The sequence below is a fragment of the Longimicrobium sp. genome (genome assembly GCA_036389135.1).
Classification (GTDB): Bacteria; Gemmatimonadota; Gemmatimonadetes; order Longimicrobiales; family Longimicrobiaceae; genus Longimicrobium.
The window spans coordinates 51577-76188 of sequence record DASVQP010000085.1 but is presented as its reverse complement, the minus strand read 5'-3'; the positions used below and the strand labels follow the sequence as shown (position 1 = coordinate 76188).

Below are 24612 nucleotides of genomic sequence, written 5' to 3'. Positions count from 1 at the left end.
GCGGGAACACGCTGCGCGAGCCCTGACGCAAGGGGAGAGCCGGAAGAGTCTTTCGAAAAGAGAACCGGCACCGAATGTCCGCAAACGGTGACACGCATTGACCTCTCAGCGAAACACTCGTATATTCGCCATCTCCTTGCTGGACAACGATGTAGCCTCGCCTTTCCGGGTCTCTCCGGCACACCGGCGGCCCGCCTGTTCTGCGCGCGAAGGAGCTTATGCGGCATCGACGTATAGAGGACCGGGAGCTCAGCCTGGTGCTGGCCACGCCCACGGGGTTCATGGGCGGCGACTCGGAGCTGCACGTGGCTTCGCCGCTCGCCGCCACCGTGGTCACCGGCCGCCGCGTGCAGCAGCACCTGCAGCAGCTCGAGGAGGAACCGGCGCCCTGCGTGGAAGACCTCGAGCTGCTGGTGCTCCTCGAAGCCTCGGACGGCGAGGGCGTGCTGGTGGCGGGAAGCTCCGCGTGCCGGGTGCCGCGGGGCCTGGAAGAGGCGGAGCTTCGCGACCGTGTCACCTGGGGCACAGAGGCGCTGCGGCGCGAGCGCGCGCGCCTCGCCAAGCGCCAGCTCCTCCCCGACCAGCTCATCGCCTACTTCGAAGCGCTCAACGCCGCCGAGACCGAGGACGAGGTGCTCTGCGCCCTGGCCGAGCACGCGCTGCGCATCGTGGGCGGCCACCGCGCCGAGGGCCTCGCGCGCGACGGCGAGCGTGGGATGCTGCGCGCCCCGTGTGCGCCCAATGCGCGCCACGGCGAGCACCGCCTGTGCATCCTGTGGGACGAGGTGTTCGCCAAGCCCGGGCTTCTCGTGACGCTGGACGCGCGCGTGGACGGCCGGGTTCCCGCCGCCGCGCCCCTCTTCGAAAACCCGCAGACGGCGCTGGTGGCGCACGTCCCCGTGGGCGACGAGGCGGTGCTGGTGCTCACCGAGCGGCGCGACGAGCGCATCTTCGAGCCGCAGGACTGGGACATCCTCCGCGCCCTCGCCCTCCAGGCCGAGATGGCGATCCGCCGCGTGCGGCTGATCGAGAGCGTCCGCGGCCTGTCGCTGACCGACCCGCTGACGGGGCTCGCCAACCGCCGCCACATGGAAGTGGTGATGGAGCACGTGTGGGCGGGCGCCACGCGCGGCGAGGCGCTGGCGCTGGTGGCGCTGGACCTGGACGGTTTCAAGGAGGTCAACGACCAGAGCGGCCACGCCGCCGGCGACCGCCTCCTGCGCACCGTGGCCGAGGCGCTCCGCCGCGAGGCGCGCCGCTCCGACGTGGTGGTGCGTTACGGCGGCGACGAGTTCCTGGTGATCCTCCCCGGCGGCGACGGCGCCGGCGCCGAGGCGCTGGTGGAGCGCGTCCGCAAGCAGCTCGCCGGCCGCGTGGAGGTCAGCGCGGGGGTGGTGACGTACGACGGCAGCTTCGACTCAGCCGAGCAGATGATCCGCGAGGCGGACCGCCGCCTGTACGAGGCCAAGCGCCGCCGCGCCGCCCACCTGCACCCCGTCCGCGCCCGCGGCGGAGCCCGCCCCCCCGCGATCTGAGTTCGACGCACGCGAACACGGAAGAGGCGCGGAGGAAATCCTCCGCGCCTCTTCTGTATTCCGGTGTGCCGGGCGACTGAAGTCGCTGCAACAACAGCACGAAGTCCGCCTTCGCGGACTCCGGGTCCAATGCCGCGCTTCTCGAGCCGGCTTTAGCCGCCTTCCCGTCGTTCCAGCCGGGGGCTTCAGCCCCCGGCGTCCGACGCCGGTGTTCATCTCCCGGCGTCCGCCGCCGGTGTTCATCTCTCGGCGTCCCGTCTCCCGTTATTCGCGCGCCGGGTGTTCATCACCCCCCCGGCGCCACCGCGACAGCACCCCACCCCGCGGTCACGTCCTCGTGCAGCCGCTCGAAGCCGGGGAGCAGCCCGCACTCGGCGAAATCATCGTCGTCCTGGTCCTGCGCCTCGGGGGTATCCAGCACCGCGAGGAAGGCGTCCACGATCTCGGGGTCGAACTGGGTGCCGGAGCAGCGGCGGAGCTCCGCGCGGGCGTCGGATTCGGAGTATGCCTCCTTGTAGCTGCGGCGCGTGATCATGGCGCAGTACGCGTCCGCCACGGCCACGATGCGCGCCGGCATCGGGATCTCCTCGCCGCTCATCCCGTCCGGGTAGCCGCTCCCGTCGTAGTGCTCGTGGTGGTGCAGCACCACCTCCGCCACGTCGTGAAGGGCGGGGACGTTGCGCAGCAGGTCGTGGCCCACGCGCACGTGTGCCCTCATCAGCTGCACCTCCTCCGGGAGGAGCGGGCCCGGCTTGTTGAGGACGCCGTCGCTCACCCCGATCTTCCCCACGTCGTGCAGGAGGGCCCCGTAGCACACAAGGGCGCGCTCGTACTCGGAGAGGTCCAGCCGCGCGGCGATCAGGCGGGCGTAGCGCGAGGCCAGCTCGCAGTGGCCGTGGGTGTACGGGTCCTTGGCCTCCACAGCATCGGCCAGGATGGTGACGGTGTGCACGTAGGCGGTCTGCAGGGCGCGCTCCAGGTGCCGGTTCTTCACCGCCACGGCGGCCTGGTCGCCCACGCTGATGAGCGCCTCGATGTCGCGGTCGTCGAAGTCGCCGTCCGTCTTGTCCGCGGCGAGCACCACCCCGTCGAGGTTCGCGAGCAGCACCACCGGCGCCGCCACGCAGTTGCGGAAGCGGAGCCCCTCGCCGTTGTCGACGGCGAAGCGCTCCTCCGCCTCGGCCTCGTTGCACACGATGGTGTCCTTTTTGTCCAGCGCCTCGCGGCACAGCTCCGCCAGGACGGGCGGCGGCGGGCCGCCGACGATCGCGTCCACGTCGATCTCGGCGCGCACCCGCAGCGCCCCGTCCGGCCGGCGCGCGGTGACGTACATTCCGCGCGTGGCGCCGCTGATGGTGAGGCAGGCGCGCAGGATGAGCGTGGATACGTCGCCGCTGAAGAGGGCGCCGTGGATCTGCCTCATCGCCTCCTTGAGGCACTCCGCGCGCTGACGCTCCCGCTCGGCGTTCCATCGCTCGGCGTCCAGCTCCGCCTGCATGCGATGCGTGTGGCCGCGCGCCTCGTTCAGCGAATGGCGGAGGGTCTCGATCTCGCGCTCGTCCTCCGCCCTCTGCGCGTCGATGTCCCGGTACGCCTCCGCGGCGCCCTGGAGGTGCGCAATTACGGGATCGTCCGAGGAAGTGGGTGTTGGTTCGCTGGTCGCCATGTCGGTTCGCCGCCGGGTGCAGGATGTGTCCTCGAATGAGGCATTTCGTGTGCCGGACCTTCCTCGCTGCTCCCCCACAGGGTAACAGGTGAGCTGCACCCACCGCTGTCCGGAGAGCGCCGCGTCGGGCGCGGGGCGTGCGGGTTCAATCCCCGAACGACACGCGGGGACGGATCGGCTCCGTCCCCGCTACGTTTCGTTCCACCGGTGGTGCTCAGGCAGGCGTGGGCGTGGGTGGCCCGCCGCCTTCTCGCTCCCGCCGCATCTCGTCCACGTCCGCGGGGCTCCACTCCTTGAGCCGGTCGATCTCGGAGCGGATCTCGGGATACGTGGAGCGGGAGCACTCCAGGCGGCGCTCGCGGGCGGCGTAGGCCACGCCGCGGGCCTCGTCCCAGCGCCCGGAATCGGCGTAGGCGTGGATCAGCGCCTCGTACAGCACCGGGTGAGGGTACTTGTGGAGGAGCCGCTGTAGCTCCGGGATCGCGTCGCGGCGTGCCTGCGCGGTGGTGAAGTCCATCTCCATCACCTCGTCGGTCACCTCGGCGCGGCGGCGGAGGAGGTCCACCAGCTCGGGCGGATACGAGCGCTTGTCGTACTCGCCCAGGGAGCGCTGCTGCGGCGTCTCCTTGCCGAAGACGAGCCGGTTCAGGAACGAGTCGGTGCCCTCACCGCTCCCGGCGCTGTGGGTAATCCGCTGCTTGAGCCACTCGCGGATGCTCATGGATGCCTCGTTGGGGTGGAGAACGATGGGCGCCGGTGGAGCAAGGTGCGCGCCGGAAAAGCGCCTCACACAGAGACACGGAGGGCACGAAAAGAAAAGAAGAAGAGGTTCTCTGCGTCTTGTAGTTCCCTCTGTGCTCTCTGTGTGATGGTTTTTTCCCGTGCTTTACTCCATGTCCACCTGCCGCACGTCCAGCACCTCCGGCAGCTCCGAGAGCTGCTGCAGGACCTCGGCGGGGATGCGGCCGTCGACGGTGATGGCGGCGAGGGCCTCGCCGCCGACCTGCAGGCGCGCCTGGTGATACTCGGCGATGTTGACACCCGCCTCGCCGAGGAGGGTGCCCACGCGGCCGATGACGCCGGGGACGTCGCGGTTGCGCAGGACGACCAGGGTGCCGCGCGGCGCCACGTCCACGCGAAAGGCGCCGATGCGGATGATGCGCCCATGCGTCTCCCCAAGCACCGCCCCCGCCACCCGGATGATGCGGTCGCCCGCCTCCATCCGCAGCTCCACCTCCTCGCCCAGCTCGCCGCGCCCCGCCACGTGCGTCGATGCCGTCTCGATCCCCCGCTCCGTGGCGACGTGCTGCGCGTTCACCAGGTTGATGGCGCGGCGGTCCACCACGTCGCGCAGCGTGCCCTGCAGCGCGGAGAGGAGGAGCGGGCGCGGCGCCTGCTCGCCCCGCGGGCCCGTGTAGCGCAGCTCCAGCGCGCTCACGGCGCCGGGGAGGAGGGCGCGGCCCAGCCGTCCGAGGCGGTCCGAAAGCGCCAGGAGGGGACGCAGCTCGCCCCACCCGGAGCCGCCCACGCCGGCCGCGTTGATCGCCGCGCTCAGGTCGCCGGTGACCAGCGCGTCGCGGACGGCGGAGCACGCCTCGATGGAGACGCTGCGCTGGGCGTCGCTGGTGGATGCGCCCAGGTGCGGGGTCAGGATCAGGTTGGAGACGGCGCGCAGCGGGTGGTCGGCCGCCAGCGGCTCGCCGATGAACACGTCCAGCGCCGCCCCGGCGATGCGTCCCGATGTGAGCGCATCGGTGAGGGCATCCTCGGCCACAATGCCGCCGCGCGCCAGGTTCATCACGATCGCGCCGCGCCCCAGACGCGCCAGCTCCGGCGCGCCGATCAGCCCTACCGTTTCCGCGGTGAGAGGGGTGTGCACCGTCACCACGTCCGCGCGGTCCATGGCGTCGGAGAGGCGCTCCATTCGCTCCACCCCGAGCTCTTCGAAGCGCGCGGGCGGGACGAAGGGGTCGTAGGCGATCAGCGTCATCCCAAAGGCGCGGGCCCGGCGCGCCATCTCGCTCCCGATGCGCCCCAGGCCGATGATGGCCATCGTCCTCCCGCGCAGCTCGGAGCCGCCGAGGCGCGAGCGGTCCCAGCGGCCGCCGCGCATCGACTCCACGGCGATGTGGATGTTGCGGACGAGGGAGAGGAGGACGCCGAACGCCAGCTCCGCCACCGAGACGGTGTTCCCGCCGGGCGCGTTGATGACGGCGATTCCCAGCTCCGTCGCCGTCTGCAGGTCGATGTTGTCGACGCCCACGCCGGCGCGGCCGATCACCTTGAGCCGGTCGCCGGCCTGGAGGAGCTCGCGAGTGACGCGTGTGGCGCTGCGGCCGACGAACGCGTCGTACTCGCCGATCTCCGCGATCACCTCGGCCAGGGGACGTGTCGGCTTCTCGTGGACCTCGATGTCGGGATGCGAGCGGAGGTGGGCGAGCCCCTCCGGATCCACCTCGTCGGTCACCAGCACGCGGAAGCGCGTCATCGCAGCACCTCGTCGATCGCGTCCAGCAGCGCGTCCAGCTCTTCCACGGTGTGCTCTCCCATGTGCCCGATGCGGATGGTCGTATCCTTGAGCTTGCCGTATCCCCCGCCGATCGTCCACCCCGCCTTCGCCAGCCGCGCCACGATCTCCGGCGCGGCGACGGGGCCCTCGATCGCCAGGGTGGTGACGGTCGGCGAGCGGCAACCCTCGGGCGCAAAGGGGCGGATGCCGCGCTCTTCCGCCCAGGCCAGGGAGCGCTCGCGCATGGCGTCGTGGCGCGCGGCGCGGGCCTCGACGCCCTCCGCATCGATGCGCCGCGCCTGTTCCGCCAGCGCGTAGATCAGCGATAGGGCCGGGGTGGTGGGCGTCTGGTGCATGCGCCAGAAGCGGTCGTACTCCGGCAGGTCGAAGTAGTGGCCGCGCCCCGGGATCGTCTCCGCCCGCGCCATCATCCGCTCCGACGCCGCGCCGAACGCCAGCCCCGGCGGCAGCGCCAGCGCCTTCTGCGAACCGGTGAGGAGGAAGTCGAGTCCCCACGCGTCCATCTCCACCAGCGCCCCGGCCACGCTGGTGACGCCGTCCACCAGCAGGAGGATCTCGTCGCCCGTGTCGCGCTCGGCGGCCCGCACGGCCTCGGCGATCTCGCGTACGGGGTTGAGGACGCCGGTGGAGGTCTCGGAGTGGGCGACCGTGACCGCGTCGAAGCCGCCCGCGCGGAGGCGGCGGTGCACCTCGGCGGCGTCGTGGGCCTGGCCCCACTCCACTTCGTACGTCTCCACCTCGCGCCCGCAATCGGCCACCAGGTCGCGGAAGCGCTCGCTGAACGCCCCGTTGACGAGCGACAGCGCGCGGCGGCGCACCCCGTTGCGCACGGCGCCCTCCATCAGCCCGGTGGCCGAGGAGGAGGCGACGTACACCGGGCGCTCGGTGCGGAAGATGGCGCGGAGCACCGGATCGCAGCCGGCCAGGATCGCGGACATCCCGGACCCGCGGTGGCCGATCATGGGCTGCGTCATGGCGGCCAGCACGTCGGGGTGCACCTCGGTGGGTCCGGGAAGAAAGAAACGGCCGAACGCGGTCATTCGCTCGTTGAGACTGGGTGCGAGGGTTTCGGAGGCGGGAAGGTCGAGGGTGAGGCGGCGATCCGCAAGAGGAAAACGACGGAGAAAAGCCTCACACAGAGAACACAGAGAGAACTGCAAGCCACAGCGAAACACTTCCTGAACGAAGCGCCCCCCGGCAGCTGACCCCACGAGGAACTCTGGCGCGGAGTGAAGGAGAGGGACTTCTCCCGAGCAGCGCGATCCAACCCATGTTCGGTAAACCGTGCGTGGCGGTCGAAGGGCCATGCCGCCGAAGTGCAGTGTCGTGCAGCCGGCTCCCGTCGAGCGCCGGGTTCCGAACATGGGATGGTGCGGTGTACGCGGCAGAGTCCGTCTCCTTCACTACGCGCCACAGCGTCGGTGTTGGGGGCGCAGGCGTGGTGGGGGCGCTCCGTTCAGGAAATGGTGCTCTGGTGGCTCTGTGTCTCCTACGGTTGCCGCAGGAGCTGGTCGCCGTGCTCCAGCAGCGCGGCGAAGGGCGATGCGGCGAGGCGCGCGCGATCGGCGTCGTCCGCGGCCAGCGAGAGGACGGGGGCCAGGCTCGGGGCGCGCAGGACGAAGTCGGCGCCGGCGGCGACCGCGTCGCGGAAGGCGATTCCCATGTAGGCGGCGAAGGCATCGACCGCGGGGCGCGCCTCCAGGTCGGTGGCGCCGTCTCCCACCATCAGGGCGGGGCGGGGGAGGGCCCACGCGCGCAGCACCGCCTCCTTCCCCCCGCTGCGCGCCAGCGGCGAAGCGTCATCGAACCCGGCGTATTCGCCCGCAGCGTCGAAGCGGATCGCGACCGCGCGCACGTCATCCTCCGCGATCCCAAGCTCGGCCGCCACCGCCAGCACAGCGGGGAGGAGGCCGCCTGAGACGACGCGCACCGTCTTGCCAAGATAGCGCAGCGCGGCCACCGTCTCGCGCGCGTCGGGCACCAGCGCGGCCACGTAGTCGCGGCCTAGCGACTCCACCTGTGCGCGCGTCGGGCGGATGATGTCGAGCCGGCGTCCGTACACCTCCTCCAGCGCGAGACTGCCCTCCATCGCGCGCTCGGTCAGCGTGCGGATCTCCTCCGCGTGCGGGCCGGCGAGCTCGTCGATCCCCTCCACGCGGGCCAGCGTGGAGTCGCAGTCGAACACGATGCTGGCGAAGCTCACGCGCCCTGGAAGCCCGCGGGCACCGAGAGGGAGAAGACGGAGCCCTGTCCGGGCGAGGAGCGCACGCCGATGTCTCCGCCCAGCCGCCGCGCGAGCTGCCGCGAGAGCGCCAGGCCGATCCCGGTGCCGCCGTAGCGCCGCGTGGGCGAGCCGTCCACCTGGCGGAACTCGTCGAAGATACGCTCCAGCTGCGCCGCGTCGATCCCGATCCCCGTGTCCTCCACCTCCCACACCACGCGGTTGCGCGTGCCGCCACCGGCCTGCGCCTCCTCCGTCCACGGCGAGCCGGCCACCATCCGCACCCGCAGCGTCACCCTGCCGGACGGGGTGAACTTGAAGGCGTTGGAGACCAGGTGCCGCAGGATGCGCAGCACCAGCGACGGATCGGTGCGCACCGGAACGGACACGTCGGGGACGTCGTAGATCACCTCCACCCCTGCGGCGGGATCGGGCGAGACGTTCCCCTGGATGCCGTGCAGGAGCGCCACCGCGTCGGTCGTCTCCGCCTGCACCGGGAGCCGGCCGAGCTGGAGGTGCGTCAGGTCGAGGAGGTCGTTGATCAGCTCCAGCAGCTCGGTGCCAGACTCCTCGATCTTGTCCACCGAGGTACGCTGCTCCTCGCACAGCTCGCCGCCGATCCCCTCGCGCAGGAGGTAGGTGTAGCCCAGGATGGCGGTGAGCGGGGTGCGCAGCTCGTGGGAGATGTTGGCCATGAACTCGCCCTTGAGCCGCCGCGCCTCCTCCGCCTCGCGGTAGCGCGCCTCCAGCTCCACGTTCTGCTGGCGCAGGCGGCGGTTGGCGTCGGTGAGGTCGGCGATCAGGTGCGCCTTCTCCGCCGTGGCCGAGAGCTGGTCCGCCACCAGCCGCAGCAGCGAGCGGTCCGTCTCGCGCAGCGTGTCCGAGGTGCGGAAGTAGAAGGTGATCGCCCCCTCCGGCGCGTCGCCGGTGACCAGCGGCAGGGAGACGGAGGCGGTGAAGTCCAGCTCCCGCGCCACCTCCCACCAGTCCTCCAGGAGCGGGTCGCTGTGGACGTCGAACACCTCCACCACGCGGTTCTCGGCCACGGCCCGCCCGGTGGGGCCGTTCCCCACCCGCACGCGGAGCTGGTCCAGGTGCTCGGCGTACCGTGCGGGCCAGTTCCACTGCGCGGCAAGGCGCAGCTCGTCGGGCGTGTCGCGCACGAAGACGCTGGCGAAGGCGGCGCCCACCAGCGGCGATACGCGCTCCAGCGCCAGCTCGTACACCTCGTCCGGCGAGCTCGCCGTAAGGAAGGCGTGGGCGATGTCGTACGCCGCCTGCAGCTCCCGCGGGGAGGCTTCCCCCACCGGGATTGGCGTGGCGACTGGGGATTCGGGCACGGGAATCTCTCTTGACGTGGACGGAGCGGGGTCCTACTCTTGGGGCCGTCCGGCGCCGGAGACCAGCGCGCCGGTTCTCACCTCAATCACAGGAGCTCCCGGGTGAACAAGTCCGAAATGATCCAGCAGCTGAGCAGCCGCGCCGACATCCCGCGTACCGAAGCGACCAAGGTGGTCGACGCGCTCTTCTCGGTGGAGGACGGGATCATCACCGAGGCGCTGCGGAACAGGGAGAAGATCACCATCACCGGGTTCGGCAGCTTCGAGACCAAGAAGCGCGAGGCCCGCACGGGCCGCAACCCGCGCACCGGCAAGGAGATCCAGATCGCCGCCTCCACCAGCGCGGCCTTCCGCGCGGGGAAGGGGCTCAAGGATCGCCTCCTGGGCACCTGAGCCCAACCCGGACCGCGTTGCGGAGAGCCACGGCAGGGTGCCGTGGCTCTCGTCGTTTCCGCGCCGGAGCTCCCCCTCGTGCCCCGTAAGCCGCCTCGCGGAGAGCGCCACGCCCCGCGGTGGGGCTCGCTCCACCCGCTCCTGGACCTGCACGGCCTCACTGGAGACGCCGCGCGCCTGCGCGCCGACGCCTGGCTCCGCGCGCGCCACGCCGACCGCGTGCGCACCGTCGTGGTGATCACCGGCCGCGGCAACCGCTCCCCCGGCCCGCCCGTGCTCCTGGGCGAGGTGGAGCACCTGCTGGCGGAGCTGCGCGGGAGCGTGGTGGAGGGCTTCGCGCTCCTCCCCGGAGGCGGCGGCTTCCAGGTGGAGCTCACCCGCCCGGCCCCCCCGCCGCGCACCCTGGCCGAAGAGCGCGTGGCGAAACGGCTGCGCGGCTCCTCCCCCGAGCTGCTGCGCCGCGCGGAGGAAGCGCTCTGGGAGCTGGGGATCGCGCCAACACCGGCGCTGCTCGACGCGGAGATCCAACGGCTGTCGCGGGAGGAGTCACGGGGCGGAACGGAGGGCGAAGATTAGTGTGGCGCGGGGGTTGAGCGCAAGGCGGGCCCTCACCCCCGCTCGTTCCTCGGCGGAACCCGCAGGCCCCCTCCCCCCAACCCCCTCCCCCGCCTGCGGGGGCGCAGGGCGGGGGAGGGGGAGAACTGCGGCCCGGGTTGCACCGATTTGGTAGGGGCGCGATTCATCGCGCCCGCCCTCGCCCCCATTTCAACCGCCGCCCTTCGCACCGTCGCCGGTAGGGGCAGACCTGCGTGTCTGCCCACCCTTGCCCCCGCCGCGACCCCTGCCTTTCGCACCGTTACCGGTACGGGCCGCCCCGCGTGGCTACCCGTGCCCGCCTCTGCGCCGCCGCCTGCCGCCCCGCACCAACGCACGCGAAACGCCCCTCCCCCAGGTAGTTATTGGGGGAGGGGCCGCGAGGTGACGAGCGGGGGAGGGGGCCCGCGCCCTACTCGTCCCGCCCCGGCCTACGGTTCGGCGGGCGGCGGAAACCGCCCTCGGCGCCACCGTCGCGCGGGGGGCCGCCTTCGCGGCGCGGGCCGCGGTCCTCGCGGCGGGGACCGAAGCCCCCCTGGCGCGGCGGACCGCCGGCGCCGCGCGGGCCGGCGCCCCCCGCCTTGCGCGTGCTCCCGCGATCGTGGTCCGCGCGCACCGAGCGGCCCTTGATGGTGGTGCCGTTGAGCGCCGCGATCACCCGCTCCGCCAGCTCAGCGGGGACCTCGACGATGGAAAAGGTGTCGCGGATGTCCACCTTGCCGATCTGCGTGCCGGGGATGTCCGTCTCGCCCGCGATGGTGCCCACCAGGTCGCCCGCGCGCACGCCGTCGCGCTCGCCGATGCTGACGAAGAGGCGCGCGTAGGCCGCGACCGCGCTGCCAGCCGTGCTGCGCTCGGGAGCGGCTGCGGCGGGACGGGCACGCGGGGCGTCGCGGGTGACCGCGGGCGCCGCCTGCTCGGCGGGGGGAGCCTTGCGCCGCAGCAGCGCGGCCACGGCGGCGGCGACCTCGGCGGGAGTGAAGTCCTCGAAGAGCGGCTCCAGCACCAGCATCTGCGCGGAGATGTCCTCGTCGCGGATGGCGCGGCGGATGGTGTCGCGGAAGGCCCGCACGTCGTCGCGCCCCGCGGGTTCCTCGCCGCTGATCCCGGCCGGGTGCGGCTCCAGGAGGGCACGCTGGGCGATCTGCCGCAGGTGCGCCAGCTCGCGCGGCAGGAGGAGGACGAACCCCGTCATCTCCCCGCCGTGCAGCGCGCGCAGCGTCGCCTCGTCGGCGGGAACGTCGAAGGAGATCACGGTCGCCGGGTTGCCGCCCAGCGTCGCGGTGATCTCTTCCGGGCCGGCGCCCGAGGAGAGGACCGCCACGTCCACGTCGTCGTCGCCCGCCTCGCCCGCGATGAAGCCGCGCAACGCGAGCGCCTCCGCCACCTGCGCGGCGCGCTCCTCGCTGCGGCACACCAGCACCGGGGGCGCATCGCCGTCGCGGTCGCCGCCCAGCAGGCGGGCCACCGTCTCCAGCTTCTCGCGCTCGGAGACGATCACGTAGCCGAAGACGCCTGTCGCGCTCTGCGGCTCCACCGAGGCGGGATCGGCGGGGGTGGGCGGGTAGCGGAGGGCGCGCTTGATGCGCCGGTCGATCATGTCCTCCACGCCCGGCGTCATGTCGGCGCTGAAAAGGACGCGCTGGGCGGCGCGCGGGGCGTGGTCGAAGAGCGTCTCCGCCGCTTCCCACCCGCCCATCGCCTCGATCTCCGACGCGCCGTCCACCACGATCGCCTCCAGCGACTCCAGCTTGACGCCGGAGGTGCGCACCGCCTCCAGCACTTCGGCCGGCGTGGCGACCAGGATGTCCGCCTCGCCCGCGGCGGTGCCCCACCCGCGGCCCGACGCGGTCACCGTGAGACCCACCGCCTGCGCCAGCGGCACCAGCTCCAGGGTGGCGCGCTCCGCGTGCTCCGGCGTGGCGGCCAGCACCAGGACGCGCGTGCCGGTGGTCTCTTCGGCCTCGTCCCCGGCCTCGTCGTCCGCCTCCTCGCGCGCTTCGATGCGGTCCAGCACGCCCAGCCCGTAGGCCAGCGTCTTGCCGGCGCCGCTCCCGGCGCGCGCCACCAGGTTCCCCTCGCGCCGCAGCACGGGGATGGCGGCCTGCTGGAGGGCGGTGGGGCGCTCGAAGCCGCCTTCCTCCAGCGCCGCGAGGAGCGGCTCGCGAAGCCCGAGGTCGTTGAACGAAGCCATATCTAGCAATCCGGTGGGTGTCAGAAAGTGTAAAAAGCCGCGAAAGATAGCCCCTCGCAAAGAGTTTGCCTACCGCGAGGCGTTGACGCGCCACGGCTCCAGCCGGTATGCTCCGCACCTTCCATCCACCCCCCGCACCCGACGATGCCCGATCCGCGCCCTCCCGACGACGCCCCGCCGCTGGCAGGGCTCCGCGTGCTGGACCTGAGCCGCGTCCTTGCCGGCCCGCTCTGCACCATGGTGCTGGGCGACCTGGGCGCGGACGTCATCAAAGTGGAGCGCCCCGGCTCCGGCGACGACACGCGCCAGTGGGGGCCGCCCTGGGCCGGCGACGAGTCCGCGTACTTCCTCTGCGTCAACCGCAACAAGCGCTCGGTGGCGGCGGATCTGAAGAGCGAGGCGGGGCAGGCGCTCGTCCGCCGCCTGGCCCGCGGCGCGGACGTGGTGGTGGAGAACTTCGCGCCGGGGATGCTGGAGGGGTGGGGCCTCGGCTACGACGAGCTCGCGCGTGAAAACCCCCGCCTCGTCTTCTGCTCCATCACCGGATACGGGAGCGACGGGCCGGAGGCGGGGCGCCCCGGCTACGACTTCGCAGTGCAGGCGCGCGCCGGGTGGATGGCCGTCACCGGCGAGCCGGAGGGCTCGCCCGCCAAGGTGGGCGTGGCGGTGGTGGACGTGCTGACGGGGCAGAACGCGGCCGTCGCCGTGCTCGCCGCCCTGCGCGAGCGCGACCGCAGCGGGCGCGGGCAGCGGGTGGAGGTGTCGCTCTGGGATTCGGCGCTGGCGGGGCTGGTGAACGTGACGCAGGCCGCGCTCGTCACCGGGCGCGAGCCGCGGCGCTACGGGAACGCGCACGCCACCATCGTCCCCTACCAGGCCTTCGATGCGGCGGACCGCGCCTTCGTGGTGGCGGTCGGCAACGATGCGCAGTGGCGCCGCCTGTGCGCCGCCATCGGCGCCGGCGCGCTGGGCGCCGATCCGCGCTTCGCCACCAACCCCGGCCGCGTGGAACACCGCGATGCCGTCACCGGAGCCCTGGCAGAGCTCTTTCGCACCGCGCCCGCCGATCACTGGCTGGCGCGCATGGAGGAGGCCGGCGTCCCCTGCGCCCCCGTGCAGACCGTCGGCGAAGCGCTTCGCGACCCAGCCCTCACCGAACGCGACGGGGTGTGGTGGATGGAAGGGGACTCGTTCGGCCGCGTCGCCACCATCGCATCGCCCCTGCGCTTCGACCGCACGCCCGCCGCGCTTCGCCACCCTGCCCCCGCGCTGGGCGAGCACACGGCGCAGATCGAGGCGCTCGGCTGGGGGGACGACACGTGACCCGAAGCGCCCCGGCCTCGTCTCCCGTGAAACACCAGAACCGGAGTCGCATCTTGAGCTTACGTCGCATCGCCGCCGCCGCCGCGGCAGTGTGCCTCGCCGCGCCTTCCCGTGCGGACGCGCAGGCGGTCGCCGGGCCGGCGGTGTCGCTGAGCGCCGGCTCGCGCGTGTACGAGGGCGGCGCGGGCCTGGCGCTCGCCGCCGCACTGCGCGCCGAGTACCCGGTCTCGCCCTTCTTCCTGATCGAGGCCGCCGGCTCCGTCGCGAACCGGGTGGAGGGCATATTCGGCTCGACGACCTCCGTGTTGGAGCTGCAGGCCCAGGCGCAGCTCCCGGGTGGACCCGTGGTGCCGTACGTGGGCGCGGGCGCCGGCTTCGCGCGCTTCCGCGAGCGCGCGGCAGGCTTTGCGCGGGAAGGCGCGGTGCTCTCGGTAGGCGGCGGCGCGCGCATCGGCATCCGGCGCCAGCTCGGCCTCGTCGCCGACGCCCGCCTCCGCGTTGACGCCGGCGGCGATGCGGAGGCGCATGGGGACGTGACGGTGGGGGTGCGGTACCGGTTCCGGTAGGGGCCCTCTCCCCCCGGCCCCCTCCCCCGCCTGCGGGGGCGCAGGGCGGGGGAGGGGGAGAACACCGTGCGGGCTGCGCAGATCCGTAGGGGCGCGATTCATCGCGCCCGTGTCACGGGCTGAACCGCATCCCGCCGCACCCGAGACCGCTTCAGCGGTCTTCCCGTGGTTCCAGCCGGGGGATTCATCCCCCGGTGTGGCGAGGTCCCAATCCTCCCCCCCGCACCGCTCCCGCCCCCGAACCCGCGAAGGCAGGTTTCCCGCGGTTGTTGCAGCGGTTTCAACCGCCGGCCATCGAGGATGCACCACCCTCACACCCCGCAGCAGCTCTCCCCCTCGTTGAGCTACCGGGTCTTCAAAGGCCCGGCAACCTTGTAATGACTGAGGATGATGCCGGCCGGCATCGCTTTCGTGCTGACGAGCTCGAAGGTGCGTGCCGGTGTTCCCTCCGCAAAGAAGCGCTTTCCCGTGCCCAGCAGGACCGGATAGACGATCAGCAGGACTTCATCCGCGAGCCCGTATTCGAGAATCGTCGATGTCAGCGTGGAGCTGCCCGAGAGGACGAGGTCCGGGCCGTCCTGCGACATGATGCGGCGAACGCTCTCGACGAGGTCCGGTCCAACGCCCTCGAACGGGCCCCACTCAAGGCTCCCCGGACGGTGGGTGGCGACGTACTTGGTTGCCCCGTTGAGGCGCTCCGCGAAGGGACTACTCGGCGCCGCTGGCCAGTAGCCCGACCAGCTGTCGTAGGTGCGCCGGCCAAGCAGCAGATCGAAGCGCTCGCCGTGCGCGGAGAGCAGTTCGTCGCGGCCGGCGGGGGTGCGGTAGGGCGCGGTCCAGTCGGCGTAGGGGAAGCCGCCATCATCGCCGGAGACCTGGATCACCCCGTCCAGCGAGATGTGCTCGATGATCCTGAGCTTCCTCATTCGCGTCGCCCCGCCTCGAACAGCTGGCCGCAGAGGCCGTGCCCTTCGTTCATCCCGATCATACCGGCCGTGGTCATGCTCATCGGGGTGCCTCCCGTGGGTGGACGTGCCCTCTTTCTACAGGAGCGACGAACGGGATGGCGCGGAATCGACAGGTCAGCCCGCGCAGGCGGGTTCGGCACAATGGTGGCGGGGCTCGGCGGGGGTGCACGCGTTGGCGCGCGCGTTCCACGCATCGCGCAGCTCGCCTGAGAATGCGCGGAGCAGGTACTCCGTCTTCGGCGCCACCGGGCACGCCGCGGCCGCGCAGGCCACGCGGATGCTTTCGCCGCGCCAGGGGTCCGCTTCCACCGTGGCCGCGCCGCCGCAGAAAGGGCAGGGGAGAAGGGGGCCGATTGGCTGCCGCAATGGGTGGACTGTGCTTTCTATCACGTAGCCCTTCCTTCAGCAGGGGTTCAGGCGCTGGTCGTCGATTGGATGTTTGTCGGCGAGGCGGGCCATCGACGCGCCCTCGCCGCCGCACATCGTCACCGCGTTGAGGAGGGTGAGCTGCGTCGCCTGGATGCCGAGGGGGCGCAGCGCGTCGCCGTACATCCTCGTCAGCGCCCGCGAGACGCGCCGCGCCCGGAAGCAGAGGCAGTCGGCGGCCATCACGCGGGCGGCATCGTGCGGGTGAAGGAGCCCGGCCCGTGCGGGCTCCCTCAGGATGACAAGAACATGCATATGCACCTTTCCTCCTGCGGCACAAGCGCGTCGCTGCTACGAGGCGCCTTCCGCGCAGGCGCGGGCGCGCTCCAGCAGGAAGGTGCGCTCGCGCATGTTCTGCGTGAGGGTGGCCGCGCGCGAGAACTCTTCGCGGGCTTCCTCCAGGCGGCCGAGCTTCGCCAGGAAGTCGCCGCGCACGCTGGGGAGAAGGTGGTAGCCGCGCATCGACGGCTCCGAAGTCAGCTCGTCCACCACCTCCAGTCCCGCCGCGGGCCCGAACGCCATCGACAGCGCGACCGCCCGGTTCAGCTCCACCACGGGCGAAGGCGCGAGCTGCGCCAGGGCGTCGTAGAGCGCCGCGATGCGTACCCACTCGGTCTCCTCCGGCGTGCGCGCCCGCGCATGGCACGCGGCGATGGCGGCCTGCAGCGCGTATGGCCCCAGCGCGCCGCCCAGCGCCTCCGCCCGGGCCAGCGCCGCCAGCCCGCGCCCGATCAGCAGGTGGTCCCAGCGCGAGCGGTCCTGCTCCAGCAGCAGCACGGGCTCGCCCGACGGCCCCACGCGCGCCGCCAGCCGCGACGCCTGGATCTCCATCAGCGCCACCAGCCCGTGCACCTCCGGCTCGTCCGGCGCCAGCCCGGCCAGGATGCGCCCCAGCCGCAGCGCGTCCTCGCACAGCGCCGGCCTCACCCAGTCGTCGCCGGCGGTGGCGGAATATCCTTCGTTGAAGATCAGGTAGATCACCCCGAGCACGGACGCGCGCCGCTCCGCCAGCTCGGCGCCGCGAGGCACCTCAAAGGGGACGCGCGCCTCGGTCAGCGTCCGCTTGGCCCGCACGATCCGCTGCGCGACGGTGGACACGGGGACGAGGAAGGCGCGCGCGATCTCCTCCGTCGTGAGCCCGCCCAGCATGCGCAGCGTGAGCGCGACCCGCGCCTCCATGGTGAGGACGGGGTGGCAGCAGGTGAAGACGAGCCGCAGGAGGTCGTCGCCGATGGGGTCGTCGATCGCCTCGTCCAGGTCGGGCACGGCCGCGTCGAGCTGCGCCTCGATCTCGTGCGCGATCTGGCCTTCCTTGCGCTCGTGCAGCGTGCGCTTGCGCAGCAGGTCGATGGCGCGGCGCTTGGCGGTCGCCATCAGCCAGGCGCCCGGGTTCTCGGGCACGCCGGACTCCGGCCAGCGCTCCAGTGCGGCCACCAGCGCGTCCTGCGCCAGGTCTTCGGCCAGGCCCACGTCGCGCACCATGCGCGCGAGCCCCGCGATCAGCCGCGCGGACTCGATTCTCCAGACCGCGTCGATGGCGCGGTGCGTATCGGCGACGCTCACGGCGAAGTCGATCACACGATCACTTCGCGGACCTCGGATGTCCCCTCGCCCGCCACGCCGAGGAACTGTCCCGCGAGCTGGACCGCGTCGTCCATCGACGGCACCTCCACCAGCGCAAAGCCCGCCACCAGCTCCTTGGCCTCGGCGAAGGGGCCATCCGTCACGTTCAGCTTGCCGCCCGAGAGCCGTACGCGCGCGCCCCTCTCGCTCGGATGCAGCCCCTCGGTCGCGAGCAGCACGCCCTTTTCCTTGAGCTCCTGCATGAACACCCCCATCTGCGCCAGGTCCTTGCACGCGGGGATGCCCTCGAAGTCCTTTTCGGTCTTGAACATGATCATGTAGCGCATGGCTCGGTCGCTTCCGGTGAGGCGGGTGTGGAGTGGGAGACTCCGCGCACGATTGCGAGCGACGGTTCCTTTCGCAAGGGCGGCAAGGGGCCTCACACAGAGACACAGAGGGCACGGAAAGAAGAAAAGAAAAGGGTTCTCTGCGCCTTGTGGTTCCCTCTGTGCTCTCTGTGTGAGGCTACTCCGCCGCCCGCAGCGGAACCAGCGCGCGGAGCCTCGCGTCGCGCAGGTAGAGCCCGCCCCAGATCATCGCGGCGATGTAGATGGGGAAGAGGGTGTGGCTGAAGAGCGGGTTGCCGACGCGCACGTGCGTGGCGATCGCGCCGCCCAGGTACCCGGTCAGCAGGATCGCGCCGAGGACCGCGGTGCGCGGGATCGCGTAGAGCGCCACGCACGCCAGCAGGATGATGCCGATGCCGACGCCTGCGTCCGGGGAGTAGCCGAGCTGCGCCATCGCCTCCCTCACCGGCGCGACGTTCATCACCTTGCTGGCGCCGTCGAAGGTCAGAAAAAGGATGGGGATCGCGGTCAGCACCCGAGCAGTCCAGAGCCGCGATGCGGGGATGGGCAGCGAGTTGGTGCGCGGGGCTGCGGTGCCGATTGCCTGGGTAGTCATGGGAGCATCTCTCGATTGAAGGGGGATGGTTGGTGGCGATCAGAGCTGCGCGGCGTCGAAATCCGCCATCTCGAACACCTGGCGGATCTCGATCTCGCCCTCGCTTCCGGGCGTGGGGTTGGGGCAGCGCCGGGCCCACTCCACCGCCTCGTCCCTGGACTTCGCCTGGATCAGCCAGAACCCCGCGACGAGTTCCTTCGCCTCCGCGAACGGGCCGTCCACCACGGTGCGCCCCCCCTCCGTGAAGCGGACGCGCGCGCCTCGCGAAGTGGGGTGCAGCCCCTCCGCGGCGAGCAGGACGCCGGCCTTCGCCAGCTCCTCGTTGTACTTCCCCATCGCGGCGAGCAGATCCTCGCCGGGCAGCACGCCCGCCTCTGTGTCGCGGCTGGCCTTCACCATCATCATGAATCGCATCGTTCGTGGGCTCCCCGGTTCGGTGTGAGAAGGAGCGCGGCTGAATCGCCGCTCTACCTTCACGTCGAACGAGGCCCCACGATTTCGACACGCCTACATCGTCTTGAGGTGCTCCGCCAGGCGCGCGAACGTCTGCTTCCCCAGCTCCACCGCGCCGAAGCCGACGGCCCGGCTGCGTCCCTCGGCGGTCTGGAAGACCATCCGCGAGGTGACTTTGGTCCCGCCCTCCTCCTCCGTGAACGTCACCGTGACGTGGAAGTCGCGCTCGCGGGTCAAGCCGTCGCCGTGGGTGTACACCAGGAGCTCGGGCTCGACGACCTCGGTGTACTCGGCGAGGTTCGGGTAATCGGTGCCGTCCGGTCCGTGCATGATGAAGCGCCACACGCCGCCCGGCCTCACCTCCATCTCCGACGTGGTGGTGGTGAACCCGTTCGGCCCCCACCACTTCGCCTTGTGCTCCTCTCGGGTCCATGCCTGCCAAACCAGCTCGCGCGGCGCGTCGTACGTGCGCGAAAGGGTGATCTCGCGCTCGCCGGCGGCGTCATTCCCCTGTGCGGTCATCGGTCTTCTCCCTGGTTTGAAGCTGCTTGAGGTACTCGTCGAGCCGCCCGAGGCTGTCCTCCCAGAACTTCCGGTACTGATCCACCCACTCGTCCACCTCCCTCAGCCGCTCCGCCCTGAGCCGGCACGGACGCCACTGCGCCTCGCGCCCCCTCTCGATCAGCCCCGCCCGCTCCAGCACCTTGAGATGCTTGGACACCGCCGGAAGGCTGATCTCGAACGGCTCCGCGAGCTCCGTCACCGTCGCCTCCCCGCCACTCAACCGCGCGAGGATCGCCCGCCGCGTCGGATCGGCGAGCGCCGCGAACGTCATGCTGAGGTGGTCTGCCGCCATGCTAGTTCACCCATCGGTTAATTAACCTGATGGATAAATAAGGTGCGCGGGGCCGCATGTCAACGCTGGCGAGTGAACTCGCTGCAACAACAGCACAAAGTCCGCCTGCGCGGACTCGGGGGCGAGATCCGCCCGTACCCCCTGATTTCCGGCGTCGCCCCGCACCGTAGGGGCGCGATTCATCGCGCCCGCCCTCTCCCCCAACTCGACCTCCCCCCCTCCACACCGACCCCGTAGGGGCAGACCCACGTGTCTGCCCGTGTCATGGGAATGCGCCGTGCCCCGCCATTCACGAACGTTCGCCCGCGCGGACTCCGGGTCTGATGCCGCGTTTCTCAGGCAGGCTTCAGCCGCCTTCCCGTGGTCCCAGCCGGGGATTCATTTCATCCCCCGGCGATGCGGCGCCGGGCGTTGCGGCCGCGTGGGATACATCGGCAGATGATGCATCATCTGCCGATGTATCGTATATGGATATGTCGTCGTGCGATACAGCCTTGGCCTCCGCCGCCCCGCACCAATCCCGCCCCCCGAAGCCTGCGAAGGCAGGCTTCCCGCAGTTGTTGCGGCGGCTTCAACCGCCGGACCCCGAGGAATTCACCAGCCTTCCGGCATCAACAGAGCACCCCCTACTCCCGCGCCGGATCGCCGTGCTGGTACGGGAGCTGGTTGAAGAGGTGGCGCACCACGGTGTCCACCTTGGAGGTGCGCAGCCGGTCGGTGCGGGCCACCACGACGGTGGCGAGGCCGTGGCGGTGCGCCTCCAGCGTCACCGTGCCCTCGGCGCCGGCGTAGGTGACGCTGTGGCGCGATTCGGCGGTGCGGGAAAGCTCCGCACGCTCGGCAAAGATCTCGTCGGCGAGGGTGAAGACCTCGCGCGTGGAGACCACGGTGCTGCGCTCGTAGTCGGACATCGGTCAGGAGTCAGTGGGTTCGGTTCAGCCAGCCGCCAGGGCGCGGAGCTCGTCCAGGGCGAGGGCGCCGGTCACCAGGCGAAGGGCGGACGCGTCGCCCAGCAGGATCGCCGGCGTCCCCGCGATCCCCAGCCGCCGCGCCTCTGCGCCGTCGCGCGCCACGTGCGCCGCAAAGGTGTCCACGTCCAGCACCACGCGCGTCTCCGTCGCGTCAAGCCCGAGCGCGGCGGCGATCTCCACCAGCACGTCGATGCGGCCGATGTCGCGTCCGGCGCCGAAGTACGCGGCGAAGATGGCGGCGCGCAGCGGGCGCCCGATCCCCTTTCCCTCGCCGAAGCGCGCCAGCTCGTGCGCCTTGCGGGTGCGCGCGGCCAGCGGCGGCCGGCGGAGCTCCAGCCCCAGCGCGTCGGCCAGGGGGCGGACCGCTTCCACCCTCGGGCCGCCCAGCGGGAGCCGCGCGGGCGACGGGTGGAGCTCGAAGGCCCGGAAGCTGGCGGCGATCCCTCCCTCGTCCTCCACCCTCGCCAGCGCCGCCTCGGTGACGTACGAGAAGGGGCAGGTGAAGTCCGTGAACACCGTCGCCGACACGGGCGCCATGCGTCACCAGGAAAAGGGAGGGTCGCGGGCGCCCAATCTGCCCCGGCCCGGCGGGGGAGCGCAAGGCTGGCTCCTGCAAAGACGACGCCCCGCCCCGGAGCTTCCGGGGCGGGGCGTCGCACGGGCTGGAATCGGGTCAGCGCGTGATCAGCAGGATGGCGCCTGAGCCGTGGTCCGGGCCGAAGCGCGCCGTGGCCGCGCTCCCGTCCAGGTACTGGATCTCGCGCACCTCGCTGAGCGCGACGTTCCGCAGCGCGCCCACGCCGCCGATCTTGGCGCCGTAGCGGTACACCCACACCTGCTCGCTGATCGACATTGACGACTGCCCGCGGACGCGCAGCCACTGCGGGCGCGCCTTCTGGATGAAGGAGTACGTGTCGGATTCGGTGCGGCCCGCGAGCTCCTCCTCCGTGACCTTGTTGCGGTCGCGGCGCGGGGCGCGGGCGGCGGGTGCGGCAGCCGTCTGCGCGGCGGCCGGCGGCGCGGAAACCGCAGCCGGCGCGCCCGCCGACGGGGCTGCCGGAGCGCCTTCCTGGGCTGCGGCGGCGCCCACGGCGCAGAGGGAAAGCGAGGCTGCGAGCGCGATGCGGCGGACGTCGAGGATTGGCATGATTGGGTCCTGGAAGGAGGTGGGTGGGGTATCGCCCCTGGGTGGGCGCTGCTGCGCGGGCCGGCTGTGTCACTTATGACCCCGGCACGCTTGCATTGGTTGCCACGTAATCACCGAACGGCGCGGCGCCGCCGGAAGTTTCAGGCGGTTTGCGGGGGGGTACGAGGGCGGAACGGCGGGTCTCACGCGGAGACGCGGAGGCGCGAAGGGAGGTGCAACTGCTTGGGTGATAACGGGATATGGGAGACACGCGAGAGCGGGCGGAGGGCCGCTCCCGCGTGTTTCAGGCGATAATTAGAGATTTGTTAACGGAAGCAGCCGAGGGGAACGTCGAGCGGCGGGTACTGCCCGGGGAGACTGAAGTGCCACCACTCCTTGGAATAGTTGACGAAGCCTTCGGCGTTCATCGCGTCCACCAGCTTGCCACGGTTCGTGCGCACGGCGCCGGTGGCGTTGGCGGTGTGGGCCGCCTCGCTGAAGGTGTCGTAGGCGGTGCCCATGTCCAGCTCCTCGCCCGTGTCCAGCCGGACGAGCGTCAGGTCGACGGTGTGGCCGCGGTTGTGGCCGCTCGACCTCGCCACGTACCCCTGGTCCAGCACCCAGCGGCGGTTGGTGCGCTCCGCCCAGTCCACCATCGCCAGGGTGGCGCGCACGGGACGGTACCCATCGAACACCTTGAGCCCCAGTCCGTCCGCGCGGAGGCGCGCCTGTACGCGCGCCAGCGCCCGCGCCGCCTCCGGACGCAGAAGCGCGAGCGGGCGGTCGTACCCCGGCAGGCGCTCGCCCGTGAAGTTGTTGGCGGTGGCGTAGCGCACGTCCGTGCGGATGGTGGGGTCGGCCGCCTGCACGTTGGCGAGCTGCGCGCCCCCGGGGATGGTGCACGTCTGCTCCGCTGCCACTGGCGCCGTCGCGGCGCCCGGCGACGGGGTGGCCGCCGGGGCCGCGGCGCGGACCGAGCAGGCGGTGAGCAAGGCGGCCAGCAGGGTGCCCGCCAGCGTCTTCGCGCCACGGCTAGAACTCATAACGGCCTCCGTCATCGCCGAACTCGGCGTGGGAGAAGATGGCGCGCGCGGCGGCGAGCTGCCCGTCGTGCACGTCGGGGGGAAGGTGGACCAGGACGAGCCGCCCGGCCCCGGCCTCGCGCGCGACCTCCGCGGCGTCCTCGTTGGAGGCGTGGCCGGGGAAGCCGCCGGTGGCCTCGTGCACCAGCAGGTCCGCGCCGCGCGCCAGCTCCACGATGGCCGGCGTGCGCTCCGTGTCGCACGAATACGCCATCGTCCCGCCCCCGGCCGTGTCCACCCGCACGCCGATGGTGGGGACGGAGTGGACGCCGGGGGCGGCGGTGATCCGCCAGCGCTCGTCGCGCAGCACTTCGGCGCCCGCGGTGTGCTGCACCGTGCGCCAGTCGATGGCGGGGAGCTCCCATCCGCTGGTGTCGAACGCCTCCAGCACCCGCCGCGCCTGCCGCAGCGCCGGCTCGATGCCGATCACCGGAATGGGCCGCTTGCGCCCCAGCAGCCAGATCCGCTCCATGAAGAGCGCGAAGCCGCCCGCGTGGTCCGGGTGCTCGTGCGTCACGATGAGCGCGTCGATGGCGTCCGGGTCGATGCCGGAGGCGAGGGCGCGCTGCACCACGTCGCCGCCGCAGTCGATCAGCACCACGCTCCCCGCGTCCTCCACGGCGAGCATGGTGGTGGTGCGGCGCGCGTCGCTGGCGGCGGCACCGGTGCCCAGCAGGTGAAGAACGGCCATGGGTCGCCCCCCGCTTACTTCTCTTCCTCGCCGCCCGGCTTGTTGCAGGGGTGGTCCGGGTTGGAGATGGCCGCGGCGTAGTCGCGCTCGTAGCTCTCGGCGGCGTTCGCCTCGGTGGAGCCGGGCTGCCCGGGGCGGGGTGCGTTGCGCGCCGCCTCGCCCGTGAAGCGCACGGAGTCCTCCGCCGCTTCCGCCGCGGCGGCCGAGTCCAGCAGCGCCGCGTGCCGCTCGCGCCCCTTGGCGTAGTCGAAGTACGCCTTCGAGAACGGGTACACCTGGTTCACGAACCCCTCGGGGGCCTGCGTGCGCAGCGTGTCCAGCGCGGAGACCTTGGTGTTGGCCTGGATCGCCAGCTCCTCGGCCACGCAGGCGGCGCGGTGGGCGGCGGTGCGCTGGGCGGTCTTCTCGGTGTCGTCGCCGCACGCGGCGAGGACGAGCGCCAGAAGGAGCGGAAGGGAGATCTTGTGCGTCATGGCGGTAACAGGGCGCGGAGTCATGCCTCGGCCTCGGGAAAGAAGAGGGCGCGCTCCACCAGCTCGCAGAGGAGGTGGATGATGGTGATGTGGGCTTCCTGGATGCGCTCGGTGGCCTGCGCCGGCACGACGAGCGCGTGCGTGCACAGCCCGGCCAGCCGCCCCCCCTCGCGCCCCAGGAGCCCGACCGTGACGGCGCCGCGGGCCTCCGCCGCCTCCACCGCGCGGATGACGTTGGTGGAGTTGCCGCTGGTGCTAAGCGCCACCAGCACGTCGCCGGGGCGCACCATCGCTTCCACCTGGCGCTGGAAGACGGAGTCCCAGTCGTAGTCGTTGGCCCAGCAGGTGAGCGTCGGCCCGTCGATCAGGTGGTGCGCGGGAAGGCCCGGCCGCTCGCGCTTGTAGCGCGCCACCAGCTCCTCCACCAGGTGCATGGCATCGCACGCGGAGCCGCCGTTGCCGCAGGCGTACAGGCGGTTCCCGGCGCGGAACGCATCGGCCACGGCATCGGCCATGCGAAGTACCTGGGGCGCCTGGCCGCGAAGGGCCAGCTTTACGCGCGCGGACTCGTCCAGCGCGTCACGGATCAGGGCGAGCGGATCGGGGATGCTCATGCGGTGTGGCAAGGGACACGGGTCGGGTGCGGGAGAATGTAGTACCGCGAGCGCCGCGGCGGGA

The 24612-nt window shown here is 71.9% G+C and carries 28 protein-coding genes; 5 read left to right on the top strand and 23 right to left on the bottom strand.

The window, feature by feature from the left end; all coding sequences use genetic code 11:
* Positions 1 to 218: 218 nt before the first annotated feature.
* Complete coding sequence (locus tag VF584_19600) at positions 219 to 1535, top strand: GGDEF domain-containing protein (protein ID HEX8212390.1); 1317 nt, start codon at positions 219 to 221, stop codon at positions 1533 to 1535.
* A gap of 286 nt (positions 1536 to 1821) precedes the next feature.
* Here VF584_19600 and VF584_19595 read toward each other — a convergent pair whose 3' ends face one another.
* The 6 genes from VF584_19595 to VF584_19570 all read right to left on the bottom strand — a co-directional run bounded on the left by VF584_19595 (position 1822) and on the right by VF584_19570 (position 9292).
* Positions 1822 to 3201, bottom strand: coding sequence for an HD domain-containing phosphohydrolase (locus VF584_19595; protein ID HEX8212389.1), 1380 nt, complete (start codon positions 3199 to 3201; stop codon positions 1822 to 1824).
* Positions 3202 to 3415: 214 nt separating this feature from the next.
* Complete coding sequence (locus tag VF584_19590) at positions 3416 to 3922, bottom strand: hypothetical protein (GenBank protein ID HEX8212388.1); 507 nt, start codon at positions 3920 to 3922, stop codon at positions 3416 to 3418.
* A 165-nt stretch (positions 3923 to 4087) separates the two neighbouring features.
* Positions 4088 to 5689: a phosphoglycerate dehydrogenase gene (serA, locus tag VF584_19585; GenBank protein HEX8212387.1), complete on the bottom strand. Its 1602-nt coding sequence runs from the start codon at positions 5687 to 5689 to the stop codon at positions 4088 to 4090.
* Positions 5686 to 6771: an alanine--glyoxylate aminotransferase family protein gene (locus VF584_19580; GenBank protein ID HEX8212386.1), complete on the bottom strand. Its 1086-nt coding sequence runs from the start codon at positions 6769 to 6771 to the stop codon at positions 5686 to 5688. Before VF584_19580 ends, serA begins: the two co-directional genes overlap by 4 nt.
* 449 nt (positions 6772 to 7220) lie before the next feature.
* A complete protein-coding gene (locus VF584_19575) occupies positions 7221 to 7934 on the bottom strand; it encodes an HAD-IB family phosphatase (protein ID HEX8212385.1) in 714 nt (237 codons plus the stop codon).
* Positions 7931 to 9292, bottom strand: a complete 1362-nt coding sequence (locus VF584_19570) for a HAMP domain-containing sensor histidine kinase (protein ID HEX8212384.1) — start codon at positions 9290 to 9292, stop codon at positions 7931 to 7933. The genes VF584_19575 and VF584_19570 overlap by 4 nt, the downstream gene beginning before the upstream one ends.
* 102 nt (positions 9293 to 9394) lie before the next feature.
* Between VF584_19570 and VF584_19565 the strand changes: the two genes are divergently transcribed.
* Positions 9395 to 9685, top strand: coding sequence for an HU family DNA-binding protein (locus VF584_19565; protein ID HEX8212383.1), 291 nt, complete (start codon positions 9395 to 9397; stop codon positions 9683 to 9685).
* 42 nt (positions 9686 to 9727) lie between these two features.
* Positions 9728 to 10261: a Smr/MutS family protein gene (locus VF584_19560; protein HEX8212382.1), complete on the top strand. Its 534-nt coding sequence runs from the start codon at positions 9728 to 9730 to the stop codon at positions 10259 to 10261.
* A 430-nt stretch (positions 10262 to 10691) separates the two neighbouring features.
* Here VF584_19560 and VF584_19555 read toward each other — a convergent pair whose 3' ends face one another.
* Positions 10692 to 12473: a DEAD/DEAH box helicase gene (locus VF584_19555; protein ID HEX8212381.1), complete on the bottom strand. Its 1782-nt coding sequence runs from the start codon at positions 12471 to 12473 to the stop codon at positions 10692 to 10694.
* 144 nt (positions 12474 to 12617) lie between these two features.
* Between VF584_19555 and VF584_19550 the strand changes: the two genes are divergently transcribed.
* Together VF584_19550 and VF584_19545 are read left to right on the top strand one after the other, a co-directional pair.
* Complete coding sequence (locus tag VF584_19550; protein ID HEX8212380.1) at positions 12618 to 13796, top strand: CoA transferase; 1179 nt, start codon at positions 12618 to 12620, stop codon at positions 13794 to 13796.
* A gap of 53 nt (positions 13797 to 13849) precedes the next feature.
* The gene (locus VF584_19545) at positions 13850 to 14362 is read left to right on the top strand and encodes an outer membrane beta-barrel protein (GenBank protein ID HEX8212379.1); all 513 of its coding nucleotides are present in this window, start codon (positions 13850 to 13852) and stop codon (positions 14360 to 14362) included.
* Between the two features lie 344 nt (positions 14363 to 14706).
* Here VF584_19545 and VF584_19540 read toward each other — a convergent pair whose 3' ends face one another.
* From VF584_19540 to VF584_19465, 16 genes are all read right to left on the bottom strand, one after another.
* The gene (locus VF584_19540) at positions 14707 to 15288 is read right to left on the bottom strand and encodes a dihydrofolate reductase family protein (GenBank protein ID HEX8212378.1); all 582 of its coding nucleotides are present in this window, start codon (positions 15286 to 15288) and stop codon (positions 14707 to 14709) included.
* A gap of 156 nt (positions 15289 to 15444) precedes the next feature.
* Complete coding sequence (locus VF584_19535; GenBank protein HEX8212377.1) at positions 15445 to 15639, bottom strand: hypothetical protein; 195 nt, start codon at positions 15637 to 15639, stop codon at positions 15445 to 15447.
* 93 nt (positions 15640 to 15732) lie between these two features.
* Positions 15733 to 16011, bottom strand: coding sequence for a hypothetical protein (locus tag VF584_19530; GenBank protein HEX8212376.1), 279 nt, complete (start codon positions 16009 to 16011; stop codon positions 15733 to 15735).
* 36 nt (positions 16012 to 16047) lie between these two features.
* Positions 16048 to 17334 (bottom strand): RNA polymerase sigma factor, encoded by a 1287-nt coding sequence (locus tag VF584_19525; GenBank protein HEX8212375.1) that lies wholly within the window; start codon positions 17332 to 17334, stop codon positions 16048 to 16050.
* Complete coding sequence (locus VF584_19520) at positions 17331 to 17666, bottom strand: YciI family protein (protein HEX8212374.1); 336 nt, start codon at positions 17664 to 17666, stop codon at positions 17331 to 17333. Before VF584_19520 ends, VF584_19525 begins: the two co-directional genes overlap by 4 nt.
* A gap of 178 nt (positions 17667 to 17844) precedes the next feature.
* Positions 17845 to 18282, bottom strand: coding sequence for a DoxX family protein (locus VF584_19515; protein HEX8212373.1), 438 nt, complete (start codon positions 18280 to 18282; stop codon positions 17845 to 17847).
* 39 nt (positions 18283 to 18321) lie between these two features.
* Entirely contained in the window at positions 18322 to 18696 is a 375-nt protein-coding gene (locus tag VF584_19510) for a YciI family protein (GenBank protein ID HEX8212372.1), read from the bottom strand.
* Positions 18697 to 18789: 93 nt separating this feature from the next.
* The gene (locus VF584_19505) at positions 18790 to 19257 is read right to left on the bottom strand and encodes an SRPBCC family protein (GenBank protein HEX8212371.1); all 468 of its coding nucleotides are present in this window, start codon (positions 19255 to 19257) and stop codon (positions 18790 to 18792) included.
* Positions 19238 to 19591 (bottom strand): metalloregulator ArsR/SmtB family transcription factor, encoded by a 354-nt coding sequence (locus tag VF584_19500; GenBank protein ID HEX8212370.1) that lies wholly within the window; start codon positions 19589 to 19591, stop codon positions 19238 to 19240. Before VF584_19500 ends, VF584_19505 begins: the two co-directional genes overlap by 20 nt.
* A 626-nt stretch (positions 19592 to 20217) precedes the next feature.
* Positions 20218 to 20502 (bottom strand): hypothetical protein, encoded by a 285-nt coding sequence (locus tag VF584_19495; protein ID HEX8212369.1) that lies wholly within the window; start codon positions 20500 to 20502, stop codon positions 20218 to 20220.
* Between the two features lie 24 nt (positions 20503 to 20526).
* The gene (locus VF584_19490) at positions 20527 to 21099 is read right to left on the bottom strand and encodes a DsbA family protein (GenBank protein ID HEX8212368.1); all 573 of its coding nucleotides are present in this window, start codon (positions 21097 to 21099) and stop codon (positions 20527 to 20529) included.
* Between the two features lie 136 nt (positions 21100 to 21235).
* Positions 21236 to 21709: a hypothetical protein gene (locus VF584_19485; protein ID HEX8212367.1), complete on the bottom strand. Its 474-nt coding sequence runs from the start codon at positions 21707 to 21709 to the stop codon at positions 21236 to 21238.
* Between the two features lie 305 nt (positions 21710 to 22014).
* On the bottom strand, positions 22015 to 22731 hold the full coding sequence (locus VF584_19480) for a M15 family metallopeptidase (GenBank protein ID HEX8212366.1): 717 nt from the start codon (positions 22729 to 22731) through the stop codon (positions 22015 to 22017).
* A complete protein-coding gene (locus VF584_19475; GenBank protein HEX8212365.1) occupies positions 22721 to 23461 on the bottom strand; it encodes an MBL fold metallo-hydrolase in 741 nt (246 codons plus the stop codon). The genes VF584_19480 and VF584_19475 overlap by 11 nt, the downstream gene beginning before the upstream one ends.
* A 14-nt stretch (positions 23462 to 23475) precedes the next feature.
* Positions 23476 to 23958 carry a hypothetical protein gene (locus VF584_19470; GenBank protein HEX8212364.1) on the bottom strand — a complete coding sequence of 161 codons (483 nt, stop codon included), beginning with the start codon at positions 23956 to 23958 and terminating at the stop codon, positions 23476 to 23478.
* Complete coding sequence (locus VF584_19465; GenBank protein ID HEX8212363.1) at positions 23955 to 24548, bottom strand: SIS domain-containing protein; 594 nt, start codon at positions 24546 to 24548, stop codon at positions 23955 to 23957. Before VF584_19465 ends, VF584_19470 begins: the two co-directional genes overlap by 4 nt.
* Positions 24549 to 24612: the final 64 nt, after the last annotated feature.

Excerpts from the sequence above, each read along its gene's own strand:
- VF584_19490 (HEX8212368.1), bottom strand. The coding sequence starts at position 21,099 with ATGGCGCCCGTGTCGGCGACGGTGTTCACGGACTTCACCTGCCCCTTC.
- VF584_19595 (HEX8212389.1), bottom strand. The coding sequence starts at position 3,201 with ATGGCGACCAGCGAACCAACACCCACTTCCTCGGACGATCCCGTAATT.
- VF584_19515 (HEX8212373.1), bottom strand. The coding sequence starts at position 18,282 with ATGACTACCCAGGCAATCGGCACCGCAGCCCCGCGCACCAACTCGCTG.
- VF584_19590 (HEX8212388.1), bottom strand. The coding sequence starts at position 3,922 with ATGAGCATCCGCGAGTGGCTCAAGCAGCGGATTACCCACAGCGCCGGG.
- VF584_19550 (HEX8212380.1), top strand. The coding sequence starts at position 12,618 with ATGCCCGATCCGCGCCCTCCCGACGACGCCCCGCCGCTGGCAGGGCTC.
- VF584_19510 (HEX8212372.1), bottom strand. The coding sequence starts at position 18,696 with ATGCGATTCATGATGATGGTGAAGGCCAGCCGCGACACAGAGGCGGGC.
- serA (HEX8212387.1), bottom strand. The coding sequence starts at position 5,689 with ATGACGCGCTTCCGCGTGCTGGTGACCGACGAGGTGGATCCGGAGGGG.
- VF584_19555 (HEX8212381.1), bottom strand. The coding sequence starts at position 12,473 with ATGGCTTCGTTCAACGACCTCGGGCTTCGCGAGCCGCTCCTCGCGGCG.
- VF584_19470 (HEX8212364.1), bottom strand. The coding sequence starts at position 23,958 with ATGACTCCGCGCCCTGTTACCGCCATGACGCACAAGATCTCCCTTCCG.
- VF584_19485 (HEX8212367.1), bottom strand. The coding sequence starts at position 21,709 with ATGCCAATCCTCGACGTCCGCCGCATCGCGCTCGCAGCCTCGCTTTCC.
- VF584_19600 (HEX8212390.1), top strand. The coding sequence starts at position 219 with ATGCGGCATCGACGTATAGAGGACCGGGAGCTCAGCCTGGTGCTGGCC.
- VF584_19500 (HEX8212370.1), bottom strand. The coding sequence starts at position 19,591 with ATGGCGGCAGACCACCTCAGCATGACGTTCGCGGCGCTCGCCGATCCG.
- VF584_19520 (HEX8212374.1), bottom strand. The coding sequence starts at position 17,666 with ATGCGCTACATGATCATGTTCAAGACCGAAAAGGACTTCGAGGGCATC.
- VF584_19580 (HEX8212386.1), bottom strand. The coding sequence starts at position 6,771 with ATGACCGCGTTCGGCCGTTTCTTTCTTCCCGGACCCACCGAGGTGCAC.
- VF584_19530 (HEX8212376.1), bottom strand. The coding sequence starts at position 16,011 with ATGCATGTTCTTGTCATCCTGAGGGAGCCCGCACGGGCCGGGCTCCTT.
- VF584_19465 (HEX8212363.1), bottom strand. The coding sequence starts at position 24,548 with ATGAGCATCCCCGATCCGCTCGCCCTGATCCGTGACGCGCTGGACGAG.
- VF584_19475 (HEX8212365.1), bottom strand. The coding sequence starts at position 23,461 with ATGGCCGTTCTTCACCTGCTGGGCACCGGTGCCGCCGCCAGCGACGCG.
- VF584_19495 (HEX8212369.1), bottom strand. The coding sequence starts at position 20,502 with ATGTCCGACTACGAGCGCAGCACCGTGGTCTCCACGCGCGAGGTCTTC.
- VF584_19505 (HEX8212371.1), bottom strand. The coding sequence starts at position 19,257 with ATGACCGCACAGGGGAATGACGCCGCCGGCGAGCGCGAGATCACCCTT.
- VF584_19540 (HEX8212378.1), bottom strand. The coding sequence starts at position 15,288 with ATGAGGAAGCTCAGGATCATCGAGCACATCTCGCTGGACGGGGTGATC.
- VF584_19480 (HEX8212366.1), bottom strand. The coding sequence starts at position 22,731 with ATGAGTTCTAGCCGTGGCGCGAAGACGCTGGCGGGCACCCTGCTGGCC.